Source organism: Leifsonia sp. 1010, from assembly GCF_031455295.1.
Classification (GTDB): Bacteria; Actinomycetota; Actinomycetes; order Actinomycetales; family Microbacteriaceae; genus Leifsonia.
On record NZ_JAVDSL010000002.1, the window covers coordinates 561,205 to 575,249 of the forward strand.

Consider the following 14,045-nt stretch of genomic DNA (forward strand, 5'->3'; position numbering starts at 1 on the left):
CGGTAGTGTTGACCGGGCCGCACAGCCATGCGGCGGAAGGAGACGGGAGATGGACGTCATGGTGATCGCGGCCGTCGCGCTCGGCATCGCCGCGCTCGTCTTCCTGGGCCTCTGGCTGTGGGAGCGCAGCCGCCGCATCCGACTCCGCGATACGCGTCAAGAATCGGAGTGGGACCGCATCGACCGCGAGCTCGACCTCGCCGAGCAGGCGGGCCGGTTCCGGATCATCGGCGACCTGGGCGATGTGGCCATCCAATCCGTCTCTCGGCTGGTCACGCAGGCCGAGGGCGTCCGCTATGCAGCCTCCGCCGACCCCGCAGCGGCCGTCCGGTCCGCCGGTGTGCTCGAAACGTCCGCTCGGGATGCGCTTGCCGACCTCCGCCGGCTGCAGGCTGTCGCGCGCGAGGCGCAGGACGCCTCCTCGCCCCAGCCCAGCCTCCACTCGGCACGCGACCTCTTCCGGGTCATGCGCGACGCCGGGCTGGCGGTCACCTTCACGGAGAGCGGGGAGCGCTTCGAGCTGCGACCGGGCGCCGAGCTGGCTGTGTTCCGCATCCTGCAGACGAGTCTCGAGAACGCCCTCAAGCACGGCGGACCCGGCACGAACGCCGCCGTCGCGTTCGCCTGGACGCCGGAGGGTCTGGCCGTCAGCGTCGAGGACGACGGCATCCGCGCTGCCGCGCGCCGGCTGGGTCTCGACCGCGAGGGCGTCGACCAGGCCACGGCGTACTCGATCGCGGACGACGTCCGCGCGCTCACCGAGCACTACGAGGGAGCCGGCATCATCGAGATGCGCGATCGTGCCGCCCTGTTCGGAGGGACGCTCAACGCGCAGACCGTCGCTGGGGTCGGCTTCACCCTGTCAGCGGTGTTCCCCGCCCTGCGCCATCACAACGGCATCCACGGGGTCGACCTGCGGCGCTGACCGCGATCCGCCACACCAGCGGCGGCCTCGGCCGCGTCAGTCCTCGAGGTGGTCGCGTCCGGGCAGCCAGCTCAGCCCAGGCACGCCCCAGCTGTTCTTCCGCTGGGTCTTCAGCGCCGCCTTCCCGAAGGGATGCGTCAGCCGGTCCACGTACAGCACGCCGTCGAGGTGGTCGTACTCGTGCTGGAAGATGCGTGCGAGCCAGCCCGTGGCGCGCACCTCGTACTCGGCGCCGCCGAGGTCGGTGGCCTGCAGGATGGCGTGCTCGGCCCGCCGCAGAGGGAACCGCTCGCCGGGGAACGACAGGCACCCCTCCGACTCGGTGTCCTCGTCCAGTTCGCCGACGGGCAGAGGGCTCAACCACAGCGTCGGGTTGATCGCGACACCGCGGTGCGAGACGCCGTCGTCGTCGGTCCAGCCGTAGACGAACAGGCGGAGCGGCACGCCCACCTGGGGTGCGGCGAGCCCGACGCCCGGGGCCTCATCCATCGTCTCGAACATGTCGGCGACCAGGGTGCGCAGCTCGTCGTCGATCTCGGCGACGGGGAGGGCGGGGGAGTGGAGAACGGGGTCACCGGTGATTCGGATGGGGATGACGGCCATTCAGCAAGACTATCCGGATCATTCCCGGTAGGGTCGGTGGGGTGGGCACGGAACTGATGGACGCGTTCGACCTGTCGTATCAGCCCAGCCAGCTCCTGGGCATCCCGGTCGCGCTCGTCGGTGCCTGCTTCCTCTCCGTCGGCGCCCAGCTGCAGCACCACGGCGTGGCCAAGGTCGAGGCGACAGCGGGCCACGCGGACGGCGGACTCAGCGGCCGCCAGATGGGTCGCCTGCTCGCGCGGCCGTCCTGGGTGATCGGGACACTGCTCCTCGGTCTCGCCATCGTCTTCCAGCTGGTCAGCCTGAAGCTGTCGCCGATCATCCTGGTGCAGCCGCTCGGTGTGGTCGGTCTCGTGATCACGAGCATCCTCAACGCGCGGGTCAGCGGGGTGAAGCTCAACCATCAATCCGTGATCGCGGTCACCCTCTGCGTCAGCGGCGTCGGCGCATTCGTACTGCTGGCCGCCGTGTTCGCTCGGGATCTGCCGGTCACCAGCCGGGCGCTGATCGTCATCCTGATCATCCTCGCGGTCGTGCTGATCGCGTTCGGCACGCTGTTCTGGTTCCTGCGTCACAAGTTCAAGGCGATCATCTACATCGTCGGCGCGGGTGTGCTCTACGGCTTCGTCGCCACCCTCGCCAAGGTCGCCATCGACCGCATCTCGAATCAGGAGTGGGACTGGCTGCTCGTCGCCTGCATCGTCGCGTTGCTGCTCGCCGCCGTGCTCGGCGCCTACTTCGTGCAGAACGCCTACTCGTCCGGCCCGCCGGACCTGGTCATCGCCGGCCTCACGGTCATCGACCCGCTGGTCGCCGTCACGATCGGGATCCTGGTGCTGAACGAGGCGGCCGGGGCTCCCTGGTGGGCCATGGTCGGGTTCGCGCTGACGGGCGCCGTCGCCATCCTCGGCGTGTTCCAGCTGGCGAAGTACCATCCGCAGAGCGCGTCGGACGCGCCGGTAGCTGACCGCATTGCCGACGCCGCGGAGGAAAGCCGCTTAGACTAGGCCGTTGAACGACCGGGCGCGACCACCCGCCCGGGCCGCGAACGCCGTCGCCGGATTCGCCATCCGAAGCCCACGACCGAGGGAACGAACCACGTGCCTGACTCGAGCGGACCGCATCCCACCCCTGCCGCCCCGGCTGAGAAGAAGCCGCTGACCATCGTGATGGGCTGCGACACCTTCGCCCCCGACGTCAACGGCGCGGCACGTTTCGCCGAGCGCCTCGCCGCCGGCCTCGTCGAGCACGGCCACGACGTGCACATCGTCGCGCCGGCCGCGAGCCGCAAGCACGGCACCTGGATCGAGGAGCACGAGGGCCAGAAGATGACGGCCCACCGGCTCCGCAGCTGGCGCTGGTACCCGCACGACTGGCTGCGATTCGCCCTCCCGTGGATGAGCAAGGCGAACGCGCGCCGCGTCCTCGACGAGGTGAAGCCGGATGTCGTGCACTTCCAGTCGCACATCGTGGTCGGCCGCGGTCTCGCCGCGGAGGCCGAGAAGCGCGGGATCCGCATCGTCGCGACGAACCATGTCATGGCGGACAACATCGTCGAGTTCACGCTGCTGCCGAAGTTTCTGCGCAAGACGTTCGTCAGGCTCGCCTGGGCGGACGCCCGCAAGAGCTTCGACCGCGCAGAGTCGGTCACGACGCCCACCCGCAAGGCGGCCGAGTTCCTCGAGGCGTCCACCGGCCTCCGTGGCGTCCACGCGGTGTCGTGCGGCATCGACGCCCACAACTACACCCCCGACTTCACCCCGCGCAGCGGTAACCGCATCCTGTTCGTCGGCCGGGTCACCGGCGAGAAGCACATCGACGTGCTGCTCAACGCGGTCAAGCTACTGCCCGAGGACCTGGACGCGCGCCTGCAGATCGTCGGCGGCGGCGATCAGCTCAAGAACCTGCAGTCGATGGCCGAGACGCTCGGCATCGCCGACCGCGTCGAGTTCCTCGGCTACGTGAGCGACGAGGAGCTGCGTCACGCGTACACGCGGGCGACGGTCTTCGCCATGCCGTCCATCGCCGAGCTGCAGTCGATCGCGACCATGGAGGCCATGGCCTCCGCCCTTCCGGTCGTCGCCGCCGACGCCATGGCCCTCCCGCACCTGGTGCACGAGGGTGAGAACGGGCACCTGTTCCGTCCGGGCGATGCGCAGGACCTCGCGGACAAGCTGGAGAGCGTGCTGCGGCTGCCGCAGGAGGAGCTGGATGTGCTCAAGCGCGCGTCCCTCCGCATCGTTGCCGCGCACGACATCCAGACCACGATCAGCACCTTCGAAAGCCTGTATCGTGGGGAGCCGGTGGCCGAGCCGGTGACGGACGCGGCCCCCAGCGTGCCCGCTCCCGAGTGACCGGAGCCGGCGCACGATCGGGGCGGTAGCTCAGCTGGTCAGAGCAGGGAACTCATAATTCCTCGGTCACGGGTTCAAGTCCCGTCCGCCCTACTTCGTTGAGAGCGCGGAACGCGCCTGACTGGGTCGCAAACCAGCGGCAGACTGAATGAGGTCAGAAATACAAGTCCGGGGACTCCCAACGCTTCCAATGTCTCCGGAACTGGTTTCCACCACGGCTGGCTCTATATCCTCGCTCCCGGATGCGGCGTTCTTCCACTCAACGTCGATCTTCGGACGTGCCGTAGCGAGCCACGCCAACACCGCACCCTCGATGATGGCCAGGACTGCGAAGCCCGTTGTGACGATCCCATCTACTGTCATGACCGAAGGCTAGAACCATACGGCGGCTGGAGGTGCGATCAGTTCGCGCCAACGGCAGAGCACGCGCCCAGCATGCCCGGCGCACCTCTCGATACGTTCCGTCGCGTCATGATCGCGATGTGCCCCCGTCTTCATTGGTAACGGGGGAATCCCCCGCACGGTCGCGAACCGCGCCGCCCCTTCCGCATGCGGGTGAGGGACACAAAGGTTCGCGCGTTCGACGGAGAACGAAAGGTGATTTCTGTGCGGAAATCTCAGGCAGTGAAACCACTTGCCGCGGTCAGGCTGACGTGTGCTGTCGTGGCGTGCTCGGCCATTGTCGTCAGCCTCCTGGGCGCCGCGCCGGCATCAGCGCATATCGGACCCGACGACCCGCTTGCGGCGGTGCTGGAAGCCACGCCGGAGACGGCCAGCAATGCCGCAGAAATTCCGACGCGCGCCTCGGGAGAAGACGCGATCGATGCAAGCGTGGCCGGCGTTGATGTGGCTCTCCCGGTCGAGGCTTTGGACGGGATCACTCTCGGCACGGAAGCAGAGTCGCTTTCGATCAGTCTTCCGTTCGCGGAGTCCGCCGATCCGGCATTGGTGGAGAAGAGCGGCATCGTGTCCTACGACAACAACAACGGTTCGACCTCTGTCTCGATAGTCACTAACGACGGCGTAGTGCAGATCAACACCGTCATCGCGCAGCCATCCGCACCGACCCGCTATGAGTACGAGCTGACCATCCCGGACGGCGGTCAAATCGTTACCGCGAACAGCGGTCTGGTGGTCGTCAATGCTGACGGCGGTCCGGTAGCGCACGTGACTCCGCCGTGGGCGAAGGATGCAAATGGGAACCCCGTGCCCACTCGCTATGAGTTGAACGGGAACACGTTGGTTCAGATTGTCGACTTCACGGCGGACACCGGGCGTTGCATCCAGCTCAACATTCCGCACGCAGGACCGGGGCTCATCTATGACGTCAAATGCTGACTGCGACTCGTCCTTTGCGAGGGCGGTACTCGATGTCCTGATCGCCATCCTGATGGGCTGCGCCTTTGCCGGCGGGCTGCTCGCACTCGGCTCGTCTCCGCGTGTGGTGGTCGCCGTCGGGCTTCTGGTGCCTCCGACCTACTACCTCGGACAGTGGTTGCGGCGTCGAAGACACAAGCGCGTCACCCGGGATGGTTCAATCCCCTAGCTATTCCGGGAGCCGGGGGTACCGTGACACGGCATGAACACAACCGGATGGATCGTCCTCATCGTCGTCGTGGTGGTCGTCATCATCGTGATCGCCATCATCGCCGCCACGGTGGGCCGCAACCGCAAGCGCGAGGCGGATCGTCGTAAGGCGGAGGAGATGCGGCAGTCTGCCGCGCAGACCGAACTCGAGGCGCGCGAGCGTGAGGCGAAGGCCGCTCGGGCCGCCGCCGACGCCAAGCAGGCCGAGGTCGACGCCGAACGTCTGCGCCGGGAGGCGGAGGAGCGTCAGAACGCCGCCGCCGACGCCCGCACCGAGTCGGAGGAGGCCCTGCGCCGAGCCGACCACGTCGACCCCGACGTGCGCACCGACCGTCACGGCAACCGTGTCGACGACGGCGCGCGTGCCGACACCGCTGCCCCTGCGGCCGCACCCGCTACGACGGCTGCTCCGGCCGCTCCCGCTCCGGATGCGGCGCCGGTCGCCGACCGTCCGCAGGACCCGAACGCGGCGGTGGACGACTCCCCGCGCCGTGCCGCGCGCCACGAGGCGCCCCGCTTCGACGACGGCACCGGCGGCACCGCCCGCTGAGTTCCGCCCCAGGCTGCGGGCCGTCGGAAGCGAGACCGGCGGCCCGCACTTTCCGTGCCGCCGACGCACACCGCGCTAGCATCGTCACGACCGGCACACGGGACGGAGGTGCGATGCCCGCCCTCGTCATCGTCCCGCATCGCTCGGTGGATGCCGCCCTCGTCGCGCGCGTCTCCTCCCGCCTCTCGGAGGGCGACCTCGCGCGGCTGTCGTCATTGCACCACGACCTCGACGGTCTGGCCGCTTTCGTCGCGGGGCGGGCCGCCCTCCAGCGCGCGCTGAGCGACGCGGGGGATGCGGAGGCGCGCATCGACGCGACCTGCCCGGACTGCGGCTTGTCGCACGGCCGACCCCGCGTCGTCGGCGGGTCTCGGCGTCTGTACGTGTCGGTGTCGCACGCGGCCGGGCAGGCGTTCGCGGTGGCCGCCCGGCATCCCGTCGGCATCGACGCGGAGGCGACGGATGACCTGCGCGCGCGCAGCGGCGCCATCGACGAGCTCGCACCCGGCCGCGGCGATCCGGGCCGTCGGTGGACAGCCGTCGAAGCGGTGCTCAAAGCAGACGGGAGGGGCCTGCGGCGGGATCCCGGCGCCGTCCGGGTCGGACGACTCTCCGCGCGCCTCGACGGCCGCCGTTACACGTTGCGCACCACACGCGCGGGCGACTGCCTGGTCACCGTCGCGACCGGCCTGAGCCGGCAGCCCTGACCAGGAAGCCCGTTCAGTGCCCGATCGCGGGCAGCCGCGTCTCCCGTAGCCACGCATCGAAGAACGCGCCGAGCGGCTCGTCCGAGAACCGCTCGGCGAGCGCCTCGAAGTCGGCGCCCGCGACCGTCCCGAACCTGTACTCGCGCGTCCATGTCCTCAGCAGCTCGAAGAAGCGGTCATCGCCGAGCCGCACCCGCAGCGCGTGCAGCAGGCACGCTCCCCGCTTGTACACGCGGTCGTCGAACATCGAGTCGGGTCCGGGGTCGCCGAGCAGCAGCTGGCCCGGAGCGAGCCGGAGCGCGGCGTGGTGGATGCGCGCGTGCGCCGCCGCCGACATCCCGCCCGAGACCTCCGACCACAGCCACTCGGCGTAGCAGGCGAACCCTTCGTTGAGCCAGATGTCGCCCCAGGACGCCAGCCCGACACTGTTGCCGAACCACTGGTGCGCCAGCTCGTGCGCGACCAGGCGCTCGGAGCCGTTGCGGCCGTCGGCGTGCGACGATCCGAAGGTCGCCATCGCCTGCGCTTCGAGCGGGATCTCCAAGGGGTCCTCGGTGACCACGACCGTGTAGGAGGGGAACGGGTACGGGCCGAACAGCTCCTGGAAGCGCTCCAGCATCCGGCCGACGGGTTCGAAGTCGTGCAGCACGCGACGCGCGAGAGCGGGCGGATAGGCGACCACCCACTCCACGCCGGCGGTCCGCCGCGGCTCGAGCGTGTAGCGGCCGATCTGCACGGAGGCGAGGTAGGTCGCCGTCGGCTCCTCGCGCTCGAACGTCCAGGTCCCGCGTCCTCCGTTGACGCTGTGCCCGGTCGGCTCGCCGGTCGCCAGCACCGTGTACGCCTGCTCCGTCGTCACGCGGATGCCGTAGGCGGCGCGGTCGGAGGGCCGGTCGTTGCAGGGGAACCAGCTGGGCGCTCCGGAGGGCTGTGAGGCGACGATGACGCCGTCGGTGAGCTCCTCCCAGCCGAGCGTGCCCCAGCGGGTCCTGCGCGGCACGGGCGAGCCGTCGTAGGCGATCTCGACGGTGAACTCCGCGCCGGCCGGGATGGGCGTGGCCGGAAGGATGCGGAGGTGCGTCGCGCTCTGGCTGAACCGGACGCGCTTCTGCCCGTCCACCCGCACCTTCTTGGCCTTGAGATGGACGAGGTCCAGCACGATCGCCGTCAGCGCGACGTCGGCGCGCGCGCGGATCACCGCCGTCGCATCCAAGCGGTTCGTCGTCACCCGGTAGTCGAGGTCGAGGTCGTACCGGAGGACCGAGAAGTCGTGGGTGCCGGAGCGCGGCAGGTAGGTGTGCGGTGCTCCGTCGCTCATCCGCCGGCCCGCGCCCGGTACTCGCGCACGACGACTTCGCGCCACGGACCGATCGGGTTGCCGCTCCACCGGCTGCCCGCAGGGACCGTCTCGCCGCGCATCACGAGGGAGGCGGGTCCGACGGTCGCGTCGGCGCCGATGTCGGCGGCGGGCAGGATGACACTGTGCGGCCCGAGCGTTCCGCCGCGTTCGATGGTGACCTGGTCCATGCTCATGATTCGATCATGGAACAGGTGCGTCTGCACGACGCAGCCCCGATTGACGGTGGATGCGTCGCCCAGCGTGACCAGATCGGCCTCCGGGAGCCAGTAGCTGTCGATCCAGACGCCGGAGCCGATCCGCGCGCCGAGGCTGCGCAGCCACCACACCAGCGCGGGTGTCCCGGAGGCCGCCCAGGCGAACCAGGGCGCCGCGACCATCTCCGTGAACGTGTCGGACACCTCGCTGCGCCACACGAACGACGACCAGAGGGGATGCTCGCCCGGCTTCAGCCTCCCGATCAGCGCCCACTTGGCGGCGGTGCTGAGCGCTGCGGCGACGGCGCCCGAGAGCAGGAGGACGGGCCCGCTCAGGATGACCGCCCAGATCGGTCCCCAGGCCACGTCCACGGCGCCCAGCGCGATGACGACGGCGAGGCCGATGGCGCACGTGACGATCACGGGAACGATCCGCAGCAGTTCCCACGCGGTGCGGGCGACCCGCAACCGCGTCGGCGGCTCGAAGGTGCGCGAGAGGTCGGCGTCCTGCGTCTGGCGGCGGAGCTTCACGGGCGGAGAACCCAGCCACGACGTGCCGGCCTTCGCCTTGCGCGGCGCGAACGACAGCACGGCGACCAGGCCGTCTCGCGGGACGCGGTTGCCCGCTCCGGCCATCCCCGAGTTGCCGAGGAAGGCGCGCGCCCCGATGTCGACTGCGGCGATGCGGACGTATCCGCCGCCGAGCTCGTACGACGCCACGAGCGTGTCGTCGGCGAGGAAGGCGCCGTCGCGGATGCGGGTCATCCGGGGGAGGAGCAGCACGGTCGACGCCTCGACGTCGGCGCCGACCCTCGCTCCGAGCATCCGCAGCCAGACGGGCGTGAACAGGCTCGAGTAGAGCGGGAACAGGACCGTGCGGGCCTGGTCGAGCAGACGCTCCGTCGACCACGCCTGCCACCCGATCCTGCTGCGCACCGGGTAGACGCCCTCGCGCATCCCGATTCCGAGAAGCCGGACGAGCACGACGACCAGCGCGGCGAGCACGACGCCGGCGACGAGGGTTCCGGGAACGAGGCCGGCGGCGGCGCCCGCGATCACCCCGCCCCAGCCGGCTGCACCGCGGAGGAAGGCGGCAACCACCGCTGCGCCTGCCGCCAGCGCGACGACCGGCACCAGCGACACGACGATCGACGACAGGGCGTAGGCGGCGAGCCACCGGGTCCGGCGTTGCGGACGCTCCTGCGGCCACCAGTCGTGCGCGCGGCCGACGCGGACGGCGGGGGAGCCCGACCAGTTCTGACCCGCGGGCACCCGGCCGAACACGGCAGACCCCGGGGCGACGGTCGCGTTGCGGCCGATCTTGGTGCCGGGCATGAGCGAGCTGCGAGCGCCGACCGAGCTGCCGGCGCCGATGCGGATCTCGCCGATCCGCACGACGTCGCCGTCGATCCAATAGCCGGCCAGGTCGACCTCGGGTTCGATGGATGCGCCGGCGCCGATGCGCAGCATCCCGGTCACTGGCGGAAGGGTGTGGAGGTCGACGCCGCGGTCGATCGTCGCACCGAGCGCTCGGGCATAGTAGAGGATCCACGGGGCTCCCGCGAGGCTGGCCGCGCCGATCTGGTGGGCTACCTGCTCGGCCAGCCACAGCCGGAGGTGCACGCCGCCGCCACGCGGATGATCGCCCGCCCTGACCCCGAGGAGGAGCAGCCGGGCGGCGACCACCGCGATCGCCATGCGGCCCCACGGCGTCACGAACACGACGAGCCCGAGGATGAGCCAGGCCGGGTCTGCGGCGGGCAGCACGTCGAATCCGCCGAAGGGCCGCAGCAGCGCGGACGCGGTGAGCAGGTAGAGCAGCCAGCGGATGCCGCCGAGGATGAACAGCGGGATGCCGAGGACGGTCTGCAGCGCGCGCATCCGCAGCGGGGTGGGCGGGACCACGTGCGTGGACGCAGCCGACGACGACGGCGAGCTCTCCGCCAGCGCCAGCGCCATCGCGCCGAAGCGCGGCGTGGCGTACACATCGGCGACGGTGATGTCCGGATGCCGCCGGCGGATCAGCGACACCAGCTGCGCCGCGGCCAGCGAGCCGCCGCCCAGATCGAAGAAATTGTCGTCGGGGCCGGTGACGGGCAGCCCGAGGACACTGCGCCAGTCGTCCGCGAGCGCTGCGGCGACCGGATCATCCGTTGTCGCGCCGTCAGAGCCGGAGTCCTCCAGCGGCCACGGCAGCGCCGCCTTGTCCACCTTGCCCGAGGTGCGAACCGGAAGTTCGTCGACCACCGCGAGCAGCGGAACGAGCGCGGCAGGGAGAGTCTCGCGCAGGTGGGTGAGCGAGGCGGCGCGGTCGAAGGATGCGGCATCCGGCACGGCCAGGTAGCCGACGAGGATGTCGTTGCCCGCGGCCGAGCGGCGAACGGCGGCCGCTGCCCCCGAGACGCCGGGGAGCTGCTGCAGCGCGGACTCCACCTCGCCCAGCTCGATCCGCCTGCCGCCGACCTTCACCTGGTCGTCGGCGCGACCTTGATAGAAGAGCCCGGCCGGGTCGAACCGCACCAGGTCGCCGCTGCGGTAGGCACGCTCCCAGCCGAGGGTGGGCATCGGCGCGTACTTCTCCGCATCCTTCGCCGGATCGAGGTAGCGCGCGAGGCCGACGCCTCCGATGACGAGCTCGCCGCTCTCGCCGTCCGCGACCGGGCGGCCCTCCGCATCCACCACCGCCAGATCCCAGCCGTCGAGCGGCAACCCGATCCGCACGGGCTCGCCCGCGACCAGCGGCGCCGCGCACGCGACGACGGTCGCCTCGGTCGGCCCGTACGTGTTCCACACCTCGCGGCCCGGAACGGCCAGCCGGCTCACCAGCTCGGGAGGGCAGGCCTCGCCGCCGAAGATGAGCAGCCGGACATTGTCCAGCGCATCCATCGGCCAGAGCGCCGCGAGGGTCGGGACAGTGGAGACCACGGTGATGCGGCGGGCGGAGAGCCACGGGCCGAGGTCCATCCCGGTGCGGACGAGCGCGCGAGGGGCGGGAACGAGGCACGCGCCGTGCGCCCAGGCCAGCCACATCTCCTCACAGGATGCGTCGAACGCGACGGAGAGGCCGGCGAGCACGCGATCCTGCGGGCCCATCGGCTCCTCCTGCAGGAACAGCCGGGATTCGGAGTCGACGAACGCGGCCGCGGACCGATGGCGCACGGCCACGCCCTTCGGAGTGCCCGTCGAGCCGGACGTGAAGATGATCCAGGCGTCGTCCTCCGGTTCCGGAGGGGCGACGACCGGGAGGGCTGCCGTCGAGGGATGCGGCGCGTCGCGGAGCACCTGCTGCGGCGCATCCTTGCCCGCCACCACCAGTCCGGCATCGGTCAGGATCGCCCGGACGCCGGCCTCGCCGAAGACGAGGTCGGCGCGCTCCTGCGGGTCGTCAGCGTCCACCGGCACGTACGCCGCGCCGGCCGCGAGCACACTGAGGATCGCCAGGTAGAGGTCGCGGCTGCCCGAGCTCATCCGCACGCCGACCCGGTCGCCCCGGCTCACGCCGTTCTCGCGCAGGCGGGCCGCACCCGCGGCGATCCGCGCCAGGAGTTCGCGATAGCTCAGCGCGCCTGCGGCATCCTCCAGCGCGGAGGCGTCGGGGAAGCGCTGCGCCGTCTCCCTCAGGATGTCGATCAGCGTGCGCGCGGGCGGCGCATCCTCCGACCGCAGCAGCAGCCCGGCGCGGGGACTGCCGGCTGTCGGCGCGTCGCCGTCGGACACATCGGTCAGGGGAGCATCGGCCACGGGCGCACGATACGGGTGCCCGGTAAAGCGCCGGTGAACGGACGCCCCGCTCACCCCTCGCCCAGCGCGTGCAGCAGCTGGGCCTTGTTCATCCGCGAATACCCCTGGATGCCGCGCGCCTTGGCCCGGTCGCGCAGCTCGCGGAACGTCGGGATGCCCGTGCTCGATGCGGGCGCCGCGACGTGCTCGCTGATCTGCTTGGCCGAGGTGCGCGCGTCATCCGCTGTCTTCTTCGCCCGCCGGACCGCCTTCTTCGCGTCCTTCGCGGCCTGCTGGAGGCGGTCGGCCAGATCCTCCGCCTCGCGCCGTGTCTTCTTGTCGAGCTTCTTGACCGCCTGCTCCGCTTCGCCGACGGCGACCCGCGCCGCGTCGAGTGCCTTCTCGGCGGCCTTCTCGGCCTTGCTCTTCGCCACAGCCCCTCCTTCGGGATCCGCCCTGCTGGGGCTTACCCTACGGCCCGGCGGAGCTGTGGGGACTAGTGGATTTCCGCGTCGTCGGCCAGCCGCGCGAGCAGCGCGTCCAGAATGGGCCGCTGCGCTTTCGTCAGCTTCAGCCGCGCATCGTCCACCGAGAACCACCGGGCGTCGTCGATCTCCGGGAACGCCTGCATCCGCCCGGATCGCGGCGGCCACTCCAGCTCGAACGTGTTGCTGGTGATCGTCTCCGGCTCGAACTCCGATTCGGCGGCGAAGACGACGATGGTCTTGCCGGATCCGCGGAACTCGCCGAGCGGGACGTAGTCGACATCCGGCGCCGGGGAGCCGATCTCCTCGGCGAACTCGCGGCGCGCGGCGGAGAGCTCGTCGCCCAGATCGTCGGACTCGACGACGCCCTTGGGCAGGGACCAGGCCCCCTCGTCCTTGCGCGCCCAGAACGGGCCGCCCATGTGGGCGATCCACACCTCGACGGCGGCACGACGGCGATAGAGCAGGAGGGCGGCGCTGCGGACGGGCATGCGCCCAGCCTCCCACGCCGCGTCTCCGTATGACAGCGCGGCGAGAGGCGCGCCCGGCGGCGACTAACGTGGAGCTGTGGACTCGGGCGACGCATGGGTGGAAGGGCCGGACGGCCAGCGGTTCTGGGGTCGGTTCGGCGCCGCCGGACTGCTCGTGCACGACCTGCGGCGCGGCATCCTGCTGCAGCACCGGGCCGACTGGAGTCATTTCGGCGGCACTTGGGGGCTCCCGGGCGGAGCGCGTCACGCCGGGGAGAGCGCTGTCGACGGGGCGCTGCGGGAGGCCGCGGAGGAGGCCGCCGTCCCGCCCGACGCGGTGCACGTGCTGTTCGAGAGCGTGCTCGACCTCGGCTTCTGGTCGTACACCACTGTCGTCGGTCAGGCCGTGCGTCCGTTCGAGCCGCACATGGCGGACGTGGAGAGCATCGAGCTGCGCTGGGTGCCGGTGGACGAGGTGAGCGCGCTCCCGCTGCATCCCGGCTTCGCGGCGTCGTGGCCCCAGCTCCGCGCGCGCCTCACCGCCCTCTCGGACTGACCGCCCCGCCCTGACGCCCCACCCAACAGCTCCTGAGTTTTTCGGGTCGACACGCGGGCCCGCGCCGGGAAAACTCAGGAGCTGTCGGCTGGGGTCGTGGGTCAGGAGGCGACGCGCGGCCAGAGCAGGGCGCCGGCGACGTCGTCGCAGCCGTCGGGCAGACCGGTGTACGACGCGGCGCCGGGATACGGCACCGTGCCCGGGTACGCCGGCGCTCCGGGATAGCCCGGCCGGCCACGGTACGGAGGGTCGGCGCGGGCGAACAGGCGGTCGCCGCGGACGGTCCCCAGATAGTCGCCCTCGGGCGTGACGGCATCGTCATCGCCCCAGGGGAACCATCCGATCCAGTCGCCATCGGGGTTGAAGAGGTCGCGGGAGGTCAGGTCGCTTCGGAACGCGATCCAGACCCCCTGGCTGTCGTGCAGGTAGACGGTCATCGTCGATCATGCCTTTCGGGTCGGCATCGTCGTTCCGTGAATTATCCTCAGCTGCGGGCGCGCACGCAAGCATTCCTGCGGCGATCTGTGTCGGCGG

Annotated in this window: 13 protein-coding genes and 1 tRNA gene; 8 read left to right on the plus strand and 6 right to left on the minus strand. The window is 70.9% G+C overall.

The window, feature by feature from the left end:
- Positions 1–49 precede the first annotated feature (49 nt).
- Entirely contained in the window at positions 50–925 is an 876-nt protein-coding gene (locus J2Y42_RS13375) for an ATP-binding protein (protein WP_309859429.1), read from the plus strand.
- A 36-nt stretch (positions 926–961) separates the two neighbouring features.
- Here J2Y42_RS13375 and def read toward each other — a convergent pair whose 3' ends face one another.
- Positions 962–1,528 (minus strand): peptide deformylase, encoded by a 567-nt coding sequence (gene def, locus J2Y42_RS13380; RefSeq protein ID WP_309859434.1) that lies wholly within the window; start codon positions 1,526–1,528, stop codon positions 962–964.
- A 41-nt stretch (positions 1,529–1,569) separates the two neighbouring features.
- Here def and J2Y42_RS13385 point away from each other — a divergent pair, with 41 nt between their 5' ends.
- From J2Y42_RS13385 to J2Y42_RS13410, 6 genes are all read left to right on the plus strand, one after another.
- Positions 1,570–2,535, plus strand: a complete 966-nt coding sequence (locus J2Y42_RS13385) for a multidrug DMT transporter permease (RefSeq protein ID WP_309859437.1) — start codon at positions 1,570–1,572, stop codon at positions 2,533–2,535.
- A 93-nt stretch (positions 2,536–2,628) separates the two neighbouring features.
- Positions 2,629–3,882, plus strand: coding sequence for a glycosyltransferase (locus J2Y42_RS13390; RefSeq protein ID WP_309859440.1), 1,254 nt, complete (start codon positions 2,629–2,631; stop codon positions 3,880–3,882).
- 19 nt (positions 3,883–3,901) lie between these two features.
- Positions 3,902–3,975, plus strand: a tRNA-Ile gene (locus J2Y42_RS13395).
- A 531-nt stretch (positions 3,976–4,506) separates the two neighbouring features.
- Positions 4,507–5,220, plus strand: coding sequence for a hypothetical protein (locus J2Y42_RS13400; protein WP_309859445.1), 714 nt, complete (start codon positions 4,507–4,509; stop codon positions 5,218–5,220).
- Positions 5,221–5,461: 241 nt separating this feature from the next.
- Positions 5,462–6,019 (plus strand): hypothetical protein, encoded by a 558-nt coding sequence (locus J2Y42_RS13405; protein WP_309859448.1) that lies wholly within the window; start codon positions 5,462–5,464, stop codon positions 6,017–6,019.
- A 113-nt stretch (positions 6,020–6,132) separates the two neighbouring features.
- A complete protein-coding gene (locus J2Y42_RS13410; RefSeq protein WP_309859451.1) occupies positions 6,133–6,726 on the plus strand; it encodes a hypothetical protein in 594 nt (197 codons plus the stop codon).
- A gap of 13 nt (positions 6,727–6,739) precedes the next feature.
- On the opposite strand, the gene J2Y42_RS13415 is transcribed toward J2Y42_RS13410, so the two are convergent.
- From J2Y42_RS13415 to J2Y42_RS13430, 4 genes are all read right to left on the minus strand, one after another.
- A complete protein-coding gene (locus J2Y42_RS13415) occupies positions 6,740–8,044 on the minus strand; it encodes a M1 family metallopeptidase (protein WP_309859454.1) in 1,305 nt (434 codons plus the stop codon).
- Positions 8,041–12,021 carry a Pls/PosA family non-ribosomal peptide synthetase gene (locus J2Y42_RS13420; RefSeq protein WP_309859457.1) on the minus strand — a complete coding sequence of 1,327 codons (3,981 nt, stop codon included), beginning with the start codon at positions 12,019–12,021 and terminating at the stop codon, positions 8,041–8,043. The genes J2Y42_RS13415 and J2Y42_RS13420 overlap by 4 nt, the downstream gene beginning before the upstream one ends.
- Before the next feature lie 50 nt (positions 12,022–12,071).
- Positions 12,072–12,434 (minus strand): hypothetical protein, encoded by a 363-nt coding sequence (locus J2Y42_RS13425; protein WP_309859460.1) that lies wholly within the window; start codon positions 12,432–12,434, stop codon positions 12,072–12,074.
- A 62-nt stretch (positions 12,435–12,496) separates the two neighbouring features.
- Positions 12,497–12,976: an NUDIX domain-containing protein gene (locus tag J2Y42_RS13430; RefSeq protein ID WP_309859463.1), complete on the minus strand. Its 480-nt coding sequence runs from the start codon at positions 12,974–12,976 to the stop codon at positions 12,497–12,499.
- 76 nt (positions 12,977–13,052) lie between these two features.
- Between J2Y42_RS13430 and J2Y42_RS13435 the strand changes: the two genes are divergently transcribed.
- On the plus strand, positions 13,053–13,511 hold the full coding sequence (locus J2Y42_RS13435; protein WP_018190956.1) for an NUDIX domain-containing protein: 459 nt from the start codon (positions 13,053–13,055) through the stop codon (positions 13,509–13,511).
- A gap of 101 nt (positions 13,512–13,612) precedes the next feature.
- Here J2Y42_RS13435 and J2Y42_RS13440 read toward each other — a convergent pair whose 3' ends face one another.
- Positions 13,613–13,948, minus strand: coding sequence for a hypothetical protein (locus J2Y42_RS13440; protein WP_309859469.1), 336 nt, complete (start codon positions 13,946–13,948; stop codon positions 13,613–13,615).
- Between the last annotated feature and the right edge of the window lie 97 nt (positions 13,949–14,045).

What these genes read in the sequence shown, in the direction of transcription:
- J2Y42_RS13375 (WP_309859429.1), top strand. Translation starts at nt 50, where the DNA reads ATGGACGTCATGGTGATCGCGGCCGTCGCGCTCGGCATCGCCGCGCTC.
- def (WP_309859434.1), bottom strand. Translation starts at nt 1,528, where the DNA reads ATGGCCGTCATCCCCATCCGAATCACCGGTGACCCCGTTCTCCACTCC.
- J2Y42_RS13405 (WP_309859448.1), top strand. Translation starts at nt 5,462, where the DNA reads ATGAACACAACCGGATGGATCGTCCTCATCGTCGTCGTGGTGGTCGTC.
- J2Y42_RS13410 (WP_309859451.1), top strand. Translation starts at nt 6,133, where the DNA reads ATGCCCGCCCTCGTCATCGTCCCGCATCGCTCGGTGGATGCCGCCCTC.
- J2Y42_RS13415 (WP_309859454.1), bottom strand. Translation starts at nt 8,044, where the DNA reads ATGAGCGACGGAGCACCGCACACCTACCTGCCGCGCTCCGGCACCCAC.
- J2Y42_RS13430 (WP_309859463.1), bottom strand. Translation starts at nt 12,976, where the DNA reads ATGCCCGTCCGCAGCGCCGCCCTCCTGCTCTATCGCCGTCGTGCCGCC.
- J2Y42_RS13440 (WP_309859469.1), bottom strand. Translation starts at nt 13,948, where the DNA reads ATGACCGTCTACCTGCACGACAGCCAGGGGGTCTGGATCGCGTTCCGA.